Source organism: Trinickia sp. Y13 (assembly GCF_029522115.1).
Lineage (GTDB): Bacteria > Pseudomonadota > Gammaproteobacteria > Burkholderiales > Burkholderiaceae > Trinickia.
The window spans coordinates 456,131-470,377 of record NZ_JAKWFK010000004.1 but is presented as its reverse complement, the minus strand read 5'-3'; the positions used below and the strand labels follow the sequence as shown (position 1 = coordinate 470,377).

At 60.5% G+C, this 14,247-nt stretch carries 13 protein-coding genes; 7 read left to right on the top strand and 6 right to left on the bottom strand.

What is annotated here, in order from left to right; all coding sequences use genetic code 11:
- Position 1 precedes the first annotated feature (1 nt).
- The 5 genes from MMB74_RS10675 (at position 2) to MMB74_RS10655 (ending at position 4,537) form a co-directional block, all read left to right on the top strand.
- Positions 2 to 673 (top strand): amino acid ABC transporter permease, encoded by a 672-nt coding sequence (locus MMB74_RS10675; RefSeq protein ID WP_277428590.1) that lies wholly within the window; start codon positions 2 to 4, stop codon positions 671 to 673.
- Positions 670 to 1,431 (top strand): amino acid ABC transporter ATP-binding protein, encoded by a 762-nt coding sequence (locus tag MMB74_RS10670; RefSeq protein ID WP_277428589.1) that lies wholly within the window; start codon positions 670 to 672, stop codon positions 1,429 to 1,431. Before MMB74_RS10675 ends, MMB74_RS10670 begins: the two co-directional genes overlap by 4 nt.
- Positions 1,428 to 2,732: an FAD-binding oxidoreductase gene (locus tag MMB74_RS10665; protein ID WP_277428588.1), complete on the top strand. Its 1,305-nt coding sequence runs from the start codon at positions 1,428 to 1,430 to the stop codon at positions 2,730 to 2,732. Before MMB74_RS10670 ends, MMB74_RS10665 begins: the two co-directional genes overlap by 4 nt.
- 229 nt (positions 2,733 to 2,961) lie before the next feature.
- Entirely contained in the window at positions 2,962 to 4,194 is a 1,233-nt protein-coding gene (locus tag MMB74_RS10660) for a molybdopterin-dependent oxidoreductase (protein ID WP_277428587.1), read from the top strand.
- A 10-nt stretch (positions 4,195 to 4,204) separates the two neighbouring features.
- On the top strand, positions 4,205 to 4,537 hold the full coding sequence (locus MMB74_RS10655) for a cytochrome c (protein WP_277428586.1): 333 nt from the start codon (positions 4,205 to 4,207) through the stop codon (positions 4,535 to 4,537).
- 76 nt (positions 4,538 to 4,613) lie between these two features.
- On the opposite strand, the gene MMB74_RS10650 is transcribed toward MMB74_RS10655, so the two are convergent.
- The 4 genes from MMB74_RS10650 to MMB74_RS10635 all read right to left on the bottom strand — a co-directional run bounded on the left by MMB74_RS10650 (position 4,614) and on the right by MMB74_RS10635 (position 8,935).
- The gene (locus MMB74_RS10650) at positions 4,614 to 5,675 is read right to left on the bottom strand and encodes a methyltransferase (protein ID WP_277428636.1); all 1,062 of its coding nucleotides are present in this window, start codon (positions 5,673 to 5,675) and stop codon (positions 4,614 to 4,616) included.
- A 441-nt stretch (positions 5,676 to 6,116) separates the two neighbouring features.
- Entirely contained in the window at positions 6,117 to 7,112 is a 996-nt protein-coding gene (locus tag MMB74_RS10645; RefSeq protein WP_277428585.1) for an NAD(P)H-quinone oxidoreductase, read from the bottom strand.
- On the bottom strand, positions 7,109 to 7,486 hold the full coding sequence (locus MMB74_RS10640; RefSeq protein WP_277428584.1) for a carboxymuconolactone decarboxylase family protein: 378 nt from the start codon (positions 7,484 to 7,486) through the stop codon (positions 7,109 to 7,111). Before MMB74_RS10640 ends, MMB74_RS10645 begins: the two co-directional genes overlap by 4 nt.
- Positions 7,487 to 7,498: 12 nt before the next feature.
- On the bottom strand, positions 7,499 to 8,935 hold the full coding sequence (locus tag MMB74_RS10635; RefSeq protein ID WP_277428583.1) for an NAD-dependent succinate-semialdehyde dehydrogenase: 1,437 nt from the start codon (positions 8,933 to 8,935) through the stop codon (positions 7,499 to 7,501).
- A gap of 372 nt (positions 8,936 to 9,307) precedes the next feature.
- Here MMB74_RS10635 and MMB74_RS10630 point away from each other — a divergent pair, with 372 nt between their 5' ends.
- Positions 9,308 to 10,243, top strand: coding sequence for a LysR family transcriptional regulator (locus tag MMB74_RS10630; protein WP_277428582.1), 936 nt, complete (start codon positions 9,308 to 9,310; stop codon positions 10,241 to 10,243).
- Positions 10,244 to 10,590: 347 nt separating this feature from the next.
- Here MMB74_RS10630 and MMB74_RS10625 read toward each other — a convergent pair whose 3' ends face one another.
- Complete coding sequence (locus MMB74_RS10625; protein ID WP_277428581.1) at positions 10,591 to 12,396, bottom strand: hypothetical protein; 1,806 nt, start codon at positions 12,394 to 12,396, stop codon at positions 10,591 to 10,593.
- Between the two features lie 376 nt (positions 12,397 to 12,772).
- Between MMB74_RS10625 and MMB74_RS10620 the strand changes: the two genes are divergently transcribed.
- A complete protein-coding gene (locus MMB74_RS10620) occupies positions 12,773 to 13,240 on the top strand; it encodes a hypothetical protein (protein WP_277428580.1) in 468 nt (155 codons plus the stop codon).
- Between the two features lie 132 nt (positions 13,241 to 13,372).
- On the opposite strand, the gene MMB74_RS10615 is transcribed toward MMB74_RS10620, so the two are convergent.
- On the bottom strand, positions 13,373 to 14,233 hold the full coding sequence (locus MMB74_RS10615) for an NAD(P)-dependent oxidoreductase (RefSeq protein WP_277428579.1): 861 nt from the start codon (positions 14,231 to 14,233) through the stop codon (positions 13,373 to 13,375).
- Between the last annotated feature and the right edge of the window lie 14 nt (positions 14,234 to 14,247).

The window sequence follows — 14,247 nt, the reverse complement described above, 5'->3', positions numbered from 1 at the left end:
CATGAGCCCAGTTGCGTTCCTCCAGCAAGCGCAAGCATTCCTGCCGATTCTGCTGAAGGGAGCGGTGGTTACGGTGCAGGTGACCGTGTTGTCGTTCCTGCTGAGCAGCGTGATCGGCCTCGCCCTGGCATTGATCCGACTATCGCCTGTGCGTGTGTTGTCGGCTACAGGCGCGAGCATCGTCAACGTCATCCGCGGGCTGCCGATCATCGTGCAGCTTTTCTACATTTATTTCGTACTGCCCGACATCGGGATTCAGCTGACTGCGTTGCAGGCGGGCGTCATCGGTCTGGGCTTTGCCTATTCCGCCTACCAGGCGGAGAACTTCCGAGCTGGTATCGAGGCCGTCGACTGGGGACAGCGTGAAGCCGCACAAGCGATGGGCATGCGCGGCGCGCTCATCATGCGCAGGGTGATCCTGCCGCAGGCCTTCCGTATCGCGTTGCCCCCTTACGGCAACACGCTCGTGATGATGCTCAAGGATTCGTCGCTCGTGTCCACCATTACCGTGGCGGAAATGACGCGCGCGGGACAGCTGATCGCGTCGTCCACTTTCCAAAACATGACCGTGTATACGTTGGTTGCGCTGCTCTACCTGCTGATGAGCTTGCCGCTGGTCTATGGCCTGCGCCGGCTGGAGCGGCGTATGGGGGCAGGGAGGAGCAAGGCATGATCGAGATCCGCGAGTTGCAGAAACGTTTCGGCGACCACCACGTGCTGCGCGGTGTGAGCCTCGAGGTGGCCAAAGGCGAGGTGGTGTGCCTGATTGGCCCGTCAGGCTCCGGCAAGTCGACTGTCCTGCGGTGCATTAATGGGCTGGAGTCATACGACGGCGGCGAAATCGTTGCTTTCGGCGAACGCGTTGACCGCACGAGCAAGGCAATCCACGCGCTGCGAAGCCGTATGGGCATGGTGTTCCAGCGGTTCAATCTGTTCCCTCACCGCACGGTGCTCGAGAACGTGATGGAAGGCCCAGTCTATGTGAAGGGCGAGCGTCCGGACGCTGCGCGGACCAAGGCGATGGCGCTGCTCGACAAAGTGGGCCTCGTCGCGAAAGCACAGGCTTATCCCAATCAACTCTCCGGCGGCCAGCAGCAACGCGTAGCCATTGCACGCGCCCTAGCGATGGAACCGGAGGCGATGCTGTTCGACGAGCCTACCTCCGCGCTGGATCCGGAGCTCGTAGGCGATGTGCTGGAAGTAATGCGCAGGCTGGCTCGCGAAGGCATGACCATGATCGTGGTGACGCATGAGATGGGCTTTGCGCGCGAGGTGGCCGACCGCGTCTGCTTCCTGCATAGCGGCACCATCGCCGAACAAGGGCAGGCGGTGGAGGTGCTGGGTGCTCCAAGTCACCCGCGTACACAGGATTTCCTGCGCCGCGTGTTGCACAAACCCGATGAGGCGACAACGCGAGATACGGCCCTATGACGATGCCGCAAACCGATATTGCTCGGAGTGAGCCATTGCCGCCGTCGCTCTGGGCCGCAACGGCGCCCGAGGCGCCGCCGGTTCCGCCGTTGCTGGAATCGATCGACACGGACGTGCTCATTATCGGCGGCGGATACACAGGGCTTTCTACGGCGCTGCACTCGACGGATCGCGGCGCCGGGGTGACGGTGCTGGAGGCCAATGAACCCGGCTGGGGTGCGTCCGGCCGCAATGGCGGGCAGGTCAACCCAACGCTCAAGCACGATCCGGACGATCTCGTGCGCATGCTGGGCGCCGAGCGCGCTGAACCGCTGATTGACGCGGTGTCGAGCTCGGCCGATCTCGTTTTCGATTTGATTGACCGGCATGCAATCGACTGCCAGCCGGTGCGTGCCGGCTGGCTGCAATTGTCGTATTCGGAGAAGGGCGTGCCGGCCATGCATGCGCGTGCGCGGCAGTGGGAACGACGCGGCGTGCACGTCGAGTTGCTCGACCGGGCGGCTGTCGCGCGCCGTGTGGGCAGCGACGCCTTCGCGGGCGGCTGGCTCGACGGTCGCGCCGGCGCGATTCAGCCGCTCGCTTATGTGCGTGGGCTCGTTCGTGCCGTGCAAAAGGCAGGGGCTGCCGTGCATGCCCGGACAACGGTGGCCAAGCTCGAGCGGCAAGGCGCGCGTTGGGTGGCCACCACCAGCACGGGCAGAGCGGTCCGAGCTGAGCGAGTGGTGATTGCCACCAACGGTTACACGGGCTCGCTGTGGCCGGGATTGGCGCAGACGGTGTTGAGCGCCAACAGCTTCATCGTCGCCACTCGGCCACTGGCAACAGCGGATGCGCAAGCAATCCTCGCCCATGGTGAAACTGCTTCAACCTCACAGCGACTGCTGCTGTATTTCCGTAAAGATGCGGCGGGCCGCTTGTTGATGGGCGGGCGCGGCTTCTTTACCGAACCGCGAGGGCCACAGGATTTTGCGCATCTTCAACGCTCGCTGGAATTGCTGTTTCCGCAATTGGGGCGACTCGACTACGAATATCGTTGGGCCGGGCGGATCGCCATCACGCGGGATTTTATGCCGCACATTCACGAGCCCGCGCCGGGTGTGACGATGGCGCTCGGCTGCAATGGGCGGGGTATTGCGTTATGCACGAGCCTTGGACAGCACATCGCGGCGCGGCTCGCGGGTAGCGGCAACGCATTTCCATATCCGCAATCGCCGATTACGCCGATTCCCTTGCACGGGCTGCAGCGTTTCTACATCGCGGCGGGGGTGGCATGGTATAGCTTGCTGGACAAGCTTAGCTGAGGCCTGGAGCGGCGGCATAGCGTGCAGCGAGATCGGTCGGCGATATACCCTTCGGCGGCATAGCCGAATCTGCGTCTTCAGGTGAAACTGGATTGGCTCGAGAAGATAAAACTCGCGGGTAACTCCCCGTAGAGCCTCACCGTCTGGGCGCATATATTTAATTCGGGTACAGGCTGAATCTTCCTGGCGCGACGAAAGTGCCCACCTGTTCGCGGACTCGGAGAAAGCGATGATCGACCAATACAACATCAGGCGTCGTCAGTTGCTGCAATCCTTCATGGCGGCAAGCGCGGGTTGCCTTACTTGGGGTCTGTCAGACTTTGCTAGAGCGGCGAATGCGATCACGCTGCCGTTTGAAAACGGGCTGCGGGAATTGACCACGGCGTTTCCGCAGAAAGGCGAGATGCTGCTGGTCCGCAGTCGACCGCCGTTGCTGGAGACACCATTCTCTGTTTTCGATCAGGGCGTTTTCACGCCCAACGATCGGTTTTTCGTGCGCTGGCACGTGGCCGACGTACCGATGCGAGTCGACGCGCGCAGCTTCCGGGTCAAGATTCATGGGGCGGTGCAGCGCGAAGTCGTACTCGGACTTGCAGAGCTGTCCAGGGAGTTCGAGCGAGTCGAGGTCGTCGCCGTCAACCAGTGCGCGGGGAACTCGCGCGGCTTTTTCAATCCCCGCGTTGCAGGCGGCGAGTGGGGCAATGGCGCGATGGGCAACGCCCGCTGGACGGGCGTGCGCCTCAAGGACATTCTGGACCGCGCGGGCGTGAAGGCGGGCGCGGTTCAGGTCCGCTTCAATGGGGCCGATGCAGGCGTGATTGCGGCGACCCCCGACTTCGTCAAAACACTGAGCGTCGATCACGCGCGCGATGGCGAAGTAATGGTGGCATTCGCAATGAACGGCAAGCCGTTGCCGCTTCTAAACGGATTCCCCCTACGATTGGTCGTGCCCGGGTGGTATTCGACTTATTGGGTGAAGATGCTCGACGACATCGAGGTCATCGACACGCCGGACACCAACTTCTGGATGGCCAAGGCGTATCAGATTCCCGACACGCCTCATGCGAACGTGTCACCGGGCCAAAGCGGAGTCAAGACCGTCCCGATCAACCGGATGGTGCCACGCTCATTCATCACGAACCTGAGCGACGGCGCTGTCGTGGATGTCGGCAGGCCGCAGGCTATACGCGGTATTGCGTTCGGGGGCGACGCAGGCGTTCGGCAGGTACATTTCTCGGTAGACAACGGGATGACATGGGCGCCCGCGAAGCTTGGTCCGAATTATGGGAAATACAGCTTTCGTCGCTGGGAAGCGTCGTTCCTTCCGCGGCATGCGGGGCAACTCGTGCTGAAGGTAAAGGCTGTCAACGATAACGGTGTTCAGCAGCCGGACAATCCAAACTGGAATCCCGGTGGCTACATGCGTAATGTGATTGAATCGATGACCGTCGTTGCGGCGTGAGGAGCGGATCATGAGAGCATGGGCGTGGGTCACCCTCTCTTTCGCAGGTGCCGTTGCGACGGGCGTGGTAGCAGCCAAATCGCCAGCGAGCGTTGCGCAAGACACCGTGCAGGTTTCGCTGCCCGCGGGAAACGCTTTCCCGCAAGGGCCCGGATCGGACCTCGCGAACCAGCATTGCCTGATGTGTCACTCCGCGGGTATGGTGATCCGCCAACCACCGCTGACGTTTGTCGACTGGAAAGCCGAAGTGACCAAGATGCGGGCGGTCTACGGCGCGCCGCTTCCCCCCGAAAGTGTTGAAGATATCGCCCGTTATCTGGTGACGTTCAATGGTAGACCCTGACGCGTGACAGTTTCACCGTAAGCGCTGTTTACGATTTCCGCACCTGAAAATGCCTTGCGGATCTCCCGGCGAGTTTCTACTTGGTTCCGATCACCATTGAATCCGTGCCCGTTAGAGGTTCGACGCGTACTTGTTTGAAGCCGACTTGCTGCATCCATTCGCGACACTGGGCCCCGGTATAGTCGAAACCGCCAGGCGTCTCGATGAGCATGTTCAAGCTCATAAGCAATCCGAATGCATTGCGCTTTCGGTCGTCGTCGATTATCGCGTCGTAGACGATCAGGCAACCTCCGGGAGGCAGCGCCGCGAAGCATTTCGCGAGGAGTTCGAGCTTCTGCTTGAGGTCCCAATCGTGAAGGATGTGACCCATCACGAGCACATCGGCCGTCGGGCAAGGATCTTTGAAGAAGTCGCCTGGATGGAAATGTAGCCGTTCCTGAAGGTTTTGCGACTTTACGTACTCGTCAAACACGGGGCCTACCACCGGCAGATCGAAGCCGCCACCGCGCAGGTGGGGATGGGCGAGCGCGACCTGTACAGGTAAGGCGCCTTGGGCCGCGCCGATGTCAATGAAGGTCTTGTAGTTTTGCCAGGGGAATCGTTGCGCAATCACTTTGGCCGTGCCTAGGCTGACCCCGCTCATCGCCCGCAGGAAGCCCCGTAGTCGGTGTTCGTCGCGATACATCGCGTCGAACGGATTGCCACCTCCTTTTGCTTCGTTCTGTGGCTGCCCCGTGCGAAGGGCTTCCGTCAAGGAACCCCAGAACGGGTATAGGCGCGCATTGGCCATTTCCAGCAATCCACCCACGTAGCTGGGCTTGGCCGTGTCCAGGAAAAGGTCGGCGTCCGGGGTATTGCGGTATGTCCCGTCGTCGCGTTCCAGCAGATTCAACGCGACCAGCGCGTCGAGAAAATCTAGGGCTGATCTCGGATGGAGTCCGATTCCGTCAGCAAGCTCCGCTGCTGTGTGCGGACGGGTCGCGAGGCGCGAGAACACACGGAGTTCGACGGCGGACAAGAGGGCTTTGGACGCCCAGAACCCCATGCCCAGTTGGAGTAGCCGTTCAGGGGAAGGCTCACTCGGGCGCGTGTTGTCATCGCCAGACTCCTGTTGAGCCGTGCTCGGCGTGCTTTCCATCATTGCCCCCCAGGGAAGGTGCGAAGAAGCGTCGGAAAGGATCGTAAGCGAAGCGAAGTCTTTCAGATGTTCGCCAACGTACAGACCGACTTCAATGCTCCGGTCTGTGCGTTGCAGCCTGACCGTCTCGCCCTGGATGCGCGTCACATGTCGCCTTCGTTGCTAATGCCGACGTGCCATGGCCGAGGGAGGTTCGACCGCTTGTGGCGATCAACACACGGTATGGGATCTTGCGGTGGCCAATGGCCGTTGGACTGAAAGCGGGCCGTTTTCGGCGTAGCGGCTCGGATGACGGCTCCGGGTCGGTCTGGTGCGTTCGTCGTCGACCCGGAGTCGTCCATATGCGGCGGTCACTCGCGCAATTCGCCCGAGTGACCGCTATTCCCCACCTCACTCCCGAGTCCGTCCATGCATAGGCATGCGACGAGAAGGAGCGTCTCGTTAGGTGTTTTCGTTCATCGTTAGGATGATCTTTCCTACGTTTACAGCCGACTCCAAACGTCGATGAGCAGCTGCGGCATTGTGCAGCGGAAATACGCTGTCGACGACCGGTTCCAGGCTCGCACCACCTGCAAAGCGTTCCAGCCAATGTTCGCGAAATCGCCGAACCATCGCGTGTTTCTCGTGCTGATCGCGCGATTTCATCACCGTGCCGATGATCTGCAGATGACGGTACAGGATCTGTTCTAGACCAACGCTCACTTCACCGCCTCCGGCCAGGATACCCACCTGCACGAGCCGGCCTCCGTTTGCCAACGACGCGACGTTCCGAGAAAAATATGGCGCGCCCACGAAGTCGATAACAACATCCACGCCTCGTTTGTTCGTCTTGTTCGCGACGACTTCGGCGAAATCCAGCGCCTTATAGTCGATCGCATGGTCCGCACCCAGCTGAACGACGCGTTCCAGCTTCGAAGCTTCGGCGGTCGCGAAAATAGTCGCACCGGTCGCGTAAGCCAGTTGCACAGCTGCGGAGCCCACCCCGCCCGCCGCAGCGTGAATAAGCACCGAATTGCCGCGCTGCAAGCGGCCGAGATGCAACAGCGCTTCGTGCGCAGTCACGAAGACTTCCGGTATTGCAGCTGCGTAAACATAGTCGAGCGTGACTGGAATGGGCATCGCCATCCTCCAGTCGATGCGCGCCTGTTCTGCATAGGCCCCGCCGCCGACTACGCCCATCACACGATCACCGACCTTGTAACCCTGCACGGCACTGCCGGTCTCAATCACTTCGCCTGCGATTTCGAGCCCCATGATTGTCGAGTCGCCGAAGTTCGGCCGGCCATATCCTCCTCGCCGGTGTGTAAGATCTGCGCGATTCACGCCTGCGGCATGGACCCGCACCAGTAGATCGTTGGGACGGACCTCGGGTGCCTGAACCTCGGCGAGCTGAAGAACCTCGGCCTCGCCGAATTCCCTGAATGTGATGGCTTTCATTTCAAATCTTCCTGCGTCGTAGACGAATTGCTGGCGTGATCTTCGGATGGCACTTGCGCGCCAAGGGTTGCCTGCGCCGCAGCCGATGCCGAGATGGCCGCGGGAAACCCCGCATAGAACGCGAGATGTGTGATTGTTGCGGAGAGCTCTTCACGCGTTACACCGTTCGTCACCGCACGGCGCAGGTGCGACGGCAACTCGTCGAGGTGCCCCCCCACAATCAACGCGGCGACGGTTACGAGGCTGCGGTCGCGCGGCGAAAGCGTCGGGTCGTTCCAGATACGCGGATACAGCGTGTCGTCGACGAATGCCGAAAGCTTGGGCGTGAAAGCGCGCGCGGCTTCGCGCGGGCTGCCGAAATCTGCGTGAGACATGGCGATGCTCCTTCAAGCTTGGCTGATGAACTTGTGCGTGAGGTAGTGCTCGATGCCCTCGGCGCCACCTTCCGAACCGTGACCGCTTTCCTTCATGCCGCCAAACGGCAGTTCAGTTGAAACGATTCGGTACTGGTTGATGCCGATCATGCCGGCCTCTAGACCGTTCGCTACGTCGATCGCCGTACGTGCGCTACTCGTGAACGCATAGGCGGAGAGCCCGTATGGCAACCGGTTCGCTTCGGCAAGTCCATCGGCGAGAGCGTCGAAGCGCATCACCACCGCGATCGGGCCAAACGGTTCTTCGTGCATCACACGCGCATCCAACGGAACGTCCGCGAGGACAGTAGGCTCGAAGAAATAACCTTCGCCCTCGATGCGCTTGCCACCGGCGAGGACCTTTGCGCCGCGCCCCACGGCATCCGCGACGAGTTCCTCCATCTTTGCGAGCTGGCGCGGATTTGCTAGCGGCCCAACCTGCGTGTCCGGGTCCATGCCATCTCCGACCTTAAGCGCCTTCGCAGCGCGTACGAAGTGCCTGACGAACTCGTCATAAACGTCGCGCTGGATCAGGAAACGCGTAGACGAGATGCAGATCTGGCCGGTACCGCGGAAGCGATTGGCTGCGCCTTCGACGGCAGCTTTTTCGACATCCGCATCGTTGAATACGAGGACGGGCCCGTGGCCACCGAGTTCCAGTGTGATCGGCTTGACGCCTTCGGCTGCGCGTGCCGACAGCAGACGACCGATCGGCACGGAGCCCGTGAAGGTTACCTTCCGGATTACTGGGGACGCGATCAGTTGCTTCGAAACTTGATCGGGCACGCCGAATACGACTTGAAGCACGCCCTTGGGCAAGCCGGCGTCGTCCAGTGCACGTGCCAGCGCGAGCGCCGTTGCGGGGCTTTCCTCCCCGGGTTTGATGATAATGCTGCACCCAGCTGCGAGCGCGGCGGAGAGCTTGCGCGCCGGAGTGATCGCAGGGAAATTCCACGGCGTGAAAGCGGCTACCGGCCCGATCGCCTGTTTCTTCACGAGCTGTTGCACACCCGGACGGTTGGATGGCACCACACGGCCGTCGATGCGACGCGCCTCTTCGGCGAACCATTCGAAGTATTCGGCGGCACGCATGACTTCGTCGCGACTTTCCGCCAGCGGTTTGCCTTCCTCGAGCGTCATCACGGTAGCGATGTGCTCGGCGCGCTCGCGCATCAGATTTGCTCCGCGCTTGAGAATCCGGGCGCGTTCAACTGGCACGGTGTTGCGCCAGACTTCGAACGCTTGTGCGGCGACCTGCAGAGCATGATCCAGATCGGCTGCCGTCGCGAGCGGGACGCGGCCGATCTCAACCTGGGTGGCGGGGTTGATCACGGGCGCCGTTTCGCGTTCGCTTGCGGCGATCCATTCGCCATCGATGAAAAGATGAAGTGCGTCGTAAGTGATATTCATGTTGATAACCTATGTAATTAGGACTGCGAATTAAGACGTGCTTTCCGCGAGCTGAATACGAACACCAGCACTGCGGCGTATCCGGGTGATCTGCCTGGTCGAGCGGCGCTCGGGTCGGAACTTCCGTGTTTTGATTGGCTGACTTCGGGACCAAGTCTAGGCGTGATGCGGGCGGCGACTTAGTGGGGCTGGAAAGAATGAATCTTGTCGCCAGAGAGAAAATCTCCGGCCGGAATGAAATGATATTGAAAGGACGTGCTCAAATGAGACGGGCGCGAGGCGTACTGCACGAAATAGGCGCCGGCTCTATCATCGCAAGCTCGCGCGAGCCAGCCGCAGCGCTTCGACGAAAAATTCAAACAAGGGTGCCCAATGGACAAGGTCTACACCATGTCGGTGTTCGCAAAAGTGGTCGAGATGGGCAGCTTCACGGCTGTTGCAAACCACCTCGATACGACCGTCGGTAACATCTCTCGGGCGGTCTCGGTGCTTGAGGACAGTCTCAACACGCGGTTGCTGCAGCGTTCGACGCGACGGCTTGTAGTAACCGACGCGGGCCGACGCTTTTACGAACGTAGCGTTGCGATCCTCTCGGACATTGAACGCGCAGAAGCGGAGGCGCGTGATGCGCTGCTGGAGCCGCGCGGTGTATTGCGCGTGCACGCGGTTCCCGGGTTAGGTCGTGAACTTGTTTCGCAAGCCGTGCTCGCCTATCGGAGCACATACCCGGAAGTATCGGTCGACCTCATGCTGTCACAGAGGATGCCAAATCTGCTCGAAGAGCAGCTTGACGTGGCGATCGTCATTGCACGCACACTGCCGGACTCGGCGTATGTGAGCCAGAAGATCGGTGCGAGCCATTGCATCCTGGCGGCGTCACCTGCTTATCTCGCGCAGCATCCGGCGCCCGAATGCGTTGAAGATTTGGTTGATCACACATGTGTACTCCTTACCACGGTTGATTACGCGCCCGACGAGTGGCATCTGGAAAGCAGGGACGGCCAGGCGGTGTATCGTCCGATGGGGCCTCACTTCGGCGTGAACGACATGGATGCCATGTCCACGGTACTACAGGCGGGCGCAGGGATCGGCCTCATCGCCGGCTTTTCGGCAATTGACGATTTGCGAAAAGGATCGCTCGTGCGTGTCTTGCCTCAATTTCATACAAGTCAGCGCAACGTCTACGCGGTGTATTCGTCGCGTCAATTCGTCGACGCGAAAATCAAACGCTTCATCGATGTGCTCAGGGTGCACGTGGGTGATCAGTTGAATGCGTATGCCGAGGAACTCGCTATCAGGATCGAATGATCCGCTTCATACGAGCCTCTACTATGTAGATGGCATGGTCGGGCAAGGGGGGCGATTTCTATTGCCACTCGTGCTAGTCGAGGAGTGTCGCGACCGGTTTCCGATCGACTGCAATCGTTCGCCACCGTTGCGCCGATGGCGCATTTGGAGGCGGCTTCCGTCGGTCGGCCGCCTCCGCTACACATGCCGGGGCACTTCTCTCCGCGGTGCGGAGAGAATTGAGCTGGAGCATCTGAATACGCTGATTTTCCAGCCCGGCGCGTTTCGCCGCGAGTCGACCCCACAGGTGAGCGAAACGCGCCCCGTTCGAAATCGGCAATGAGCCGCCGATTACCGAACGACCGTCATCACGGATTCACGATCTGCTGCAGATAGTTGGTAATGATCGATTGCGTGAACCCGCACATCTGGTCAACCTCACTGATGCCTTGTGACGAACTGACGTAGGCCCGGCCATAGCTATCGGTGTAGCCCGCCACCATCTGCGCGAAGTCTTGACCGAAGACCGTCGCGCCGACGATCACGCCGGGCTGGTTGTACGCCCATTGCTGTACATAGGTGCCATCGAGACCGATTTGAGTCTGCGGCACGAAGAACTGGGTGTAGTACTGCTGCTTCGTAAAAGGACCCGCCCAACCGCCTGTCGTCACGCCGAAACCATCGTCGGAGAACAGGTTGTAGACGAGCGAGGTCGGTGGATACGAGGGAAGGCCGCTCGCAAGGCTCTGCATCCACCATTCGTTGAGCGTCACATAGTCGTCTACCTGCTGCGCGCCGTTGTACCACACCGATAGATCGTCGTCCCGATCGGCGACGTATTGCGAACAATCCCCGCCAGGCCCCGTGACCGATGCAATCGTTCCGTCCCACCATTGCTTATCCGGCGCGCGATTCGGATAGGTACGCGACTGAATCCCGTAGAGCTGCGAACTGATCTGGATCTTGAGGTTGTCCATATAGCTCTTGACGAGCTGTTGCGACAACAACGCCCAGTACTCGTCGCCGTTGACGACTGTCTGCGGCGTATAAGCCAGCATACCGAGCGCCACGCTGCGCCCGGACATCGGATCCGCGTACGGCGATTGCCACAGGTTCTGCAAATCGTCCCCGCTCGCTTGTTGCAGATTGTCGTGCATCTGCGTGACGTAATCGATCGTCGCATTGGTCGCATCGACGAGCATGTTTTGATATTGCTCGAGCGAGAACGTCCCGCCGCTGCTCTTGGTCGCGTCTATCGCCACCTGTACCCCCGTCGACACGAGGGAAGCCAGTACACCGCCCACCCCGGGGATGGCGTTCAGGCAAGCCTGCACCGCGCCGAACAAGCAGTCGACGAGAATCTGCATGGTGGGATCGGCGATCGGCGCGGCCGTGAAATCGACGAAGACGCCCGTGGTCAGCGATGATGCCACGCTCTCGCAGTTCTGCAGCGCCAGATACGTTTGGTGCAGGACCGCGACCACCGTATCCACGTTATCCGAGCTCGCCTCTGGCAATGGCCCGAGATCGTATTCGGGGATGCCGATCAGCCCGCGCGTGGTGGTCCATTCCCACGTCGGCCAGCCCGCCGAGTACCCGATGTTTTGTGCCACGCGCATCGCGGCGTTGGCCCACACGGCGGGGTCCGTGAGATCGACTAGCTTGGCCGGCTGCCCCAGCGAGAAATACAGCTGCGTATTCGGCGCGTCATAGAAGGACAGCTGCGGATAGCTCTGCGTGAAGACGAGGGCCGATGCATTGACGCCGTCGCTGACGTAGGTCGGAATGGCGAGTTGATTCGCGCCGTTCGCTTGCGCAGTCGCCCAACGCATGATCGCTTGCCCGCAGGCTTGGGGATTGTTGGGGTCGTATCCGGGCAGGCTCGCGATCGGAATCTGGACGACGCTCACCCCGGGATGGCTGACAAAGCAAATGACGCCCCACGTGCCGTCGCCGACTTCCCAAGTCGGCACGGCGCCCGCGAAACCTTGTGCTTGCGCCCACTGCATGACGGTGTAGACGGCGTACTGGCCCATCGGCACGGAGGCATTGGGCGGCGCGTACGGTGCGAGATCGACGGTGCTGACGTCCTGCCATTGGACGAGTTGCGTGGCTTGTGAGGGAGGTGGGATTTCGCTAAAAGCGGAACGAAGGGCTTTCGATACGGCGGTCACGATAGGTCTCCTACGCGAAACGTCGATGAAGATAGCCGCCGCGGATCTCATGGCGGCCGGGGGATGCGCCGGATGGCGCAAAATCGCTTTCTTTTTATACGGCTGTTTCGTTCGGTATTTTGTGCATTAATGCAGCATGCACGTGTTCGTTTTTGCGAATGCCCGGTTTTTCGTTTTGCCGATGACATTGGCGCGAAAATCCATCGCGCGCCAGGCGCATTGGAGCGCCATTATCGTAGGCAATTGAAGCAGGTATGTGCGGGGAATGCAATCTGCATCAGCTTTATTCGCTGCCCCTCCGATCCGACGGTGTGCTCTGTCGAATTGCCGTTTATTCGTTCGTCGTTATGGAGGCAATCCGCAGGAGCCCCTTTTCATGTTCCAGGTCCATGCAACCACCCTCGAGTCCTACCTTAACCTCGATCCCGAGCGCCGTGAGGATCTAGACAAGCTCAGTGCGTTGATCCGAGAAGCCGCGCCCAGCCTGCGGCGCTACTTCCACAAAGGGACACCGCCAGGCCACCCCGGGATGCGCATGAGCATGATCGGGCATGGAAGATTCAGCTACACGGCTCGCTCAGGCGGCGAGTCCATATCGTGGCCCGTGATCGGTGTTGCACTGCAGTTGCGCTATATCAGCGTGTATATCTCGACGACGCGAGACGGCCTTCCGATCGTGCCCGCATACAAAGGGGCGTTAGGGGAATCGAGAATGGGCCGAAACAACTTCAGCTTCGAGCGCTTCGATTCGCTCAAAGCTGAGAACGTTTTCGACCTTTGCGCGGAGGTCGGCCGCATATTCCGCGCTGATCCGCAGAATCCGGTTCGGTACAAGCAATCGTAGAAGGGCGAGACGGGCGATGCTTTCAAGTTTTGCGATTTATTGGCTGATCGAGCCGCCAGTCCTCGAACAGCGCAACGAGTTCGCCCGTTCGCAGATGAGCTTCTGACGTATTTTGGACCGTAGTGGCGTCCATCATGCGTTGTGCGCGGACGGATCAACTGCCAAAGCTGCGATCGCAGACCAGTCGCGATCGCCCATGCCCGCGTCGACGGTTTCGCTCATCCGGCCATGCACCGCAGCGAGCATCGGCAACGTGCCGCCAGCCTGTTCTGCTGCATCGCAGGCAAGACGGAGGTCCTTCAACCCGAGCGACGCCTTGAAGCCAGGTCGATACTCGTTCCGGATGATATTGTTGGAATAGGTCTGATAAGGACGGCTACCAAACATCGTTCCCAAGATCAGCTCGAAAAAACGCTCCCGCGAAACACCATTCGTCTCGGTTAGAACTACGGCTTCTGCCATCGCCTCGATCGCCATCGCGATCATCATGTTGCAGGCAATTTTGGCGGCATAGGCTGCAGGGGGGGCTTCGCCCATGTCCCAGACGCGTTTGCCGATGACTTCCAGCGCCGGCTTTACTTTTTCTAGAGCGGCCGACGCGCCCGCGGCGAGCACATTGAGCTCGCCCTTGGCGGCAACGTCCGGCCGCCCCAACACCGGCGCAGCCACATAGCCGATCCCTGCCACGCTGTGAACCTTCACCAACTCCCGTGCGAATGCCACGGAGATCGTTGATGCCACGACATGCACGAGGCCCGGCCGTGACTGACGCAGCAGATTCGCATCCAGCAGGACGCTGCGGATAGCCGCGTCGTCGGAGAGCATCGTCAAGACCATCTCGCCCCGCAATGCTTCCGCAGGCGTCCGAACCATCCGCACACCTTCGACATTCCCGCCGGAGCGGTTCCATGCGCGGACGGTATGACCGGCAGCACCCAGATTGCGGGCGATTTCCCGGCCCATTGCGCCTAGACCAATTATTCCGATTTCCATCTGATTCTCCAGTA

Coding starts and splice junctions, on each gene's coding strand:
- MMB74_RS10675 (WP_277428590.1), top strand. CDS start 2: ATGAGCCCAGTTGCGTTCCTCCAGCAAGCGCAAGCATTCCTGCCGATT.
- MMB74_RS10670 (WP_277428589.1), top strand. CDS start 670: ATGATCGAGATCCGCGAGTTGCAGAAACGTTTCGGCGACCACCACGTG.
- MMB74_RS10665 (WP_277428588.1), top strand. CDS start 1,428: ATGACGATGCCGCAAACCGATATTGCTCGGAGTGAGCCATTGCCGCCG.
- MMB74_RS10660 (WP_277428587.1), top strand. CDS start 2,962: ATGATCGACCAATACAACATCAGGCGTCGTCAGTTGCTGCAATCCTTC.
- MMB74_RS10655 (WP_277428586.1), top strand. CDS start 4,205: ATGAGAGCATGGGCGTGGGTCACCCTCTCTTTCGCAGGTGCCGTTGCG.
- MMB74_RS10650 (WP_277428636.1), bottom strand. CDS start 5,675: ATGGAAAGCACGCCGAGCACGGCTCAACAGGAGTCTGGCGATGACAAC.
- MMB74_RS10645 (WP_277428585.1), bottom strand. CDS start 7,112: ATGAAAGCCATCACATTCAGGGAATTCGGCGAGGCCGAGGTTCTTCAG.
- MMB74_RS10640 (WP_277428584.1), bottom strand. CDS start 7,486: ATGTCTCACGCAGATTTCGGCAGCCCGCGCGAAGCCGCGCGCGCTTTC.
- MMB74_RS10635 (WP_277428583.1), bottom strand. CDS start 8,935: ATGAATATCACTTACGACGCACTTCATCTTTTCATCGATGGCGAATGG.
- MMB74_RS10630 (WP_277428582.1), top strand. CDS start 9,308: ATGGACAAGGTCTACACCATGTCGGTGTTCGCAAAAGTGGTCGAGATG.
- MMB74_RS10620 (WP_277428580.1), top strand. CDS start 12,773: ATGTTCCAGGTCCATGCAACCACCCTCGAGTCCTACCTTAACCTCGAT.
- MMB74_RS10615 (WP_277428579.1), bottom strand. CDS start 14,233: ATGGAAATCGGAATAATTGGTCTAGGCGCAATGGGCCGGGAAATCGCC.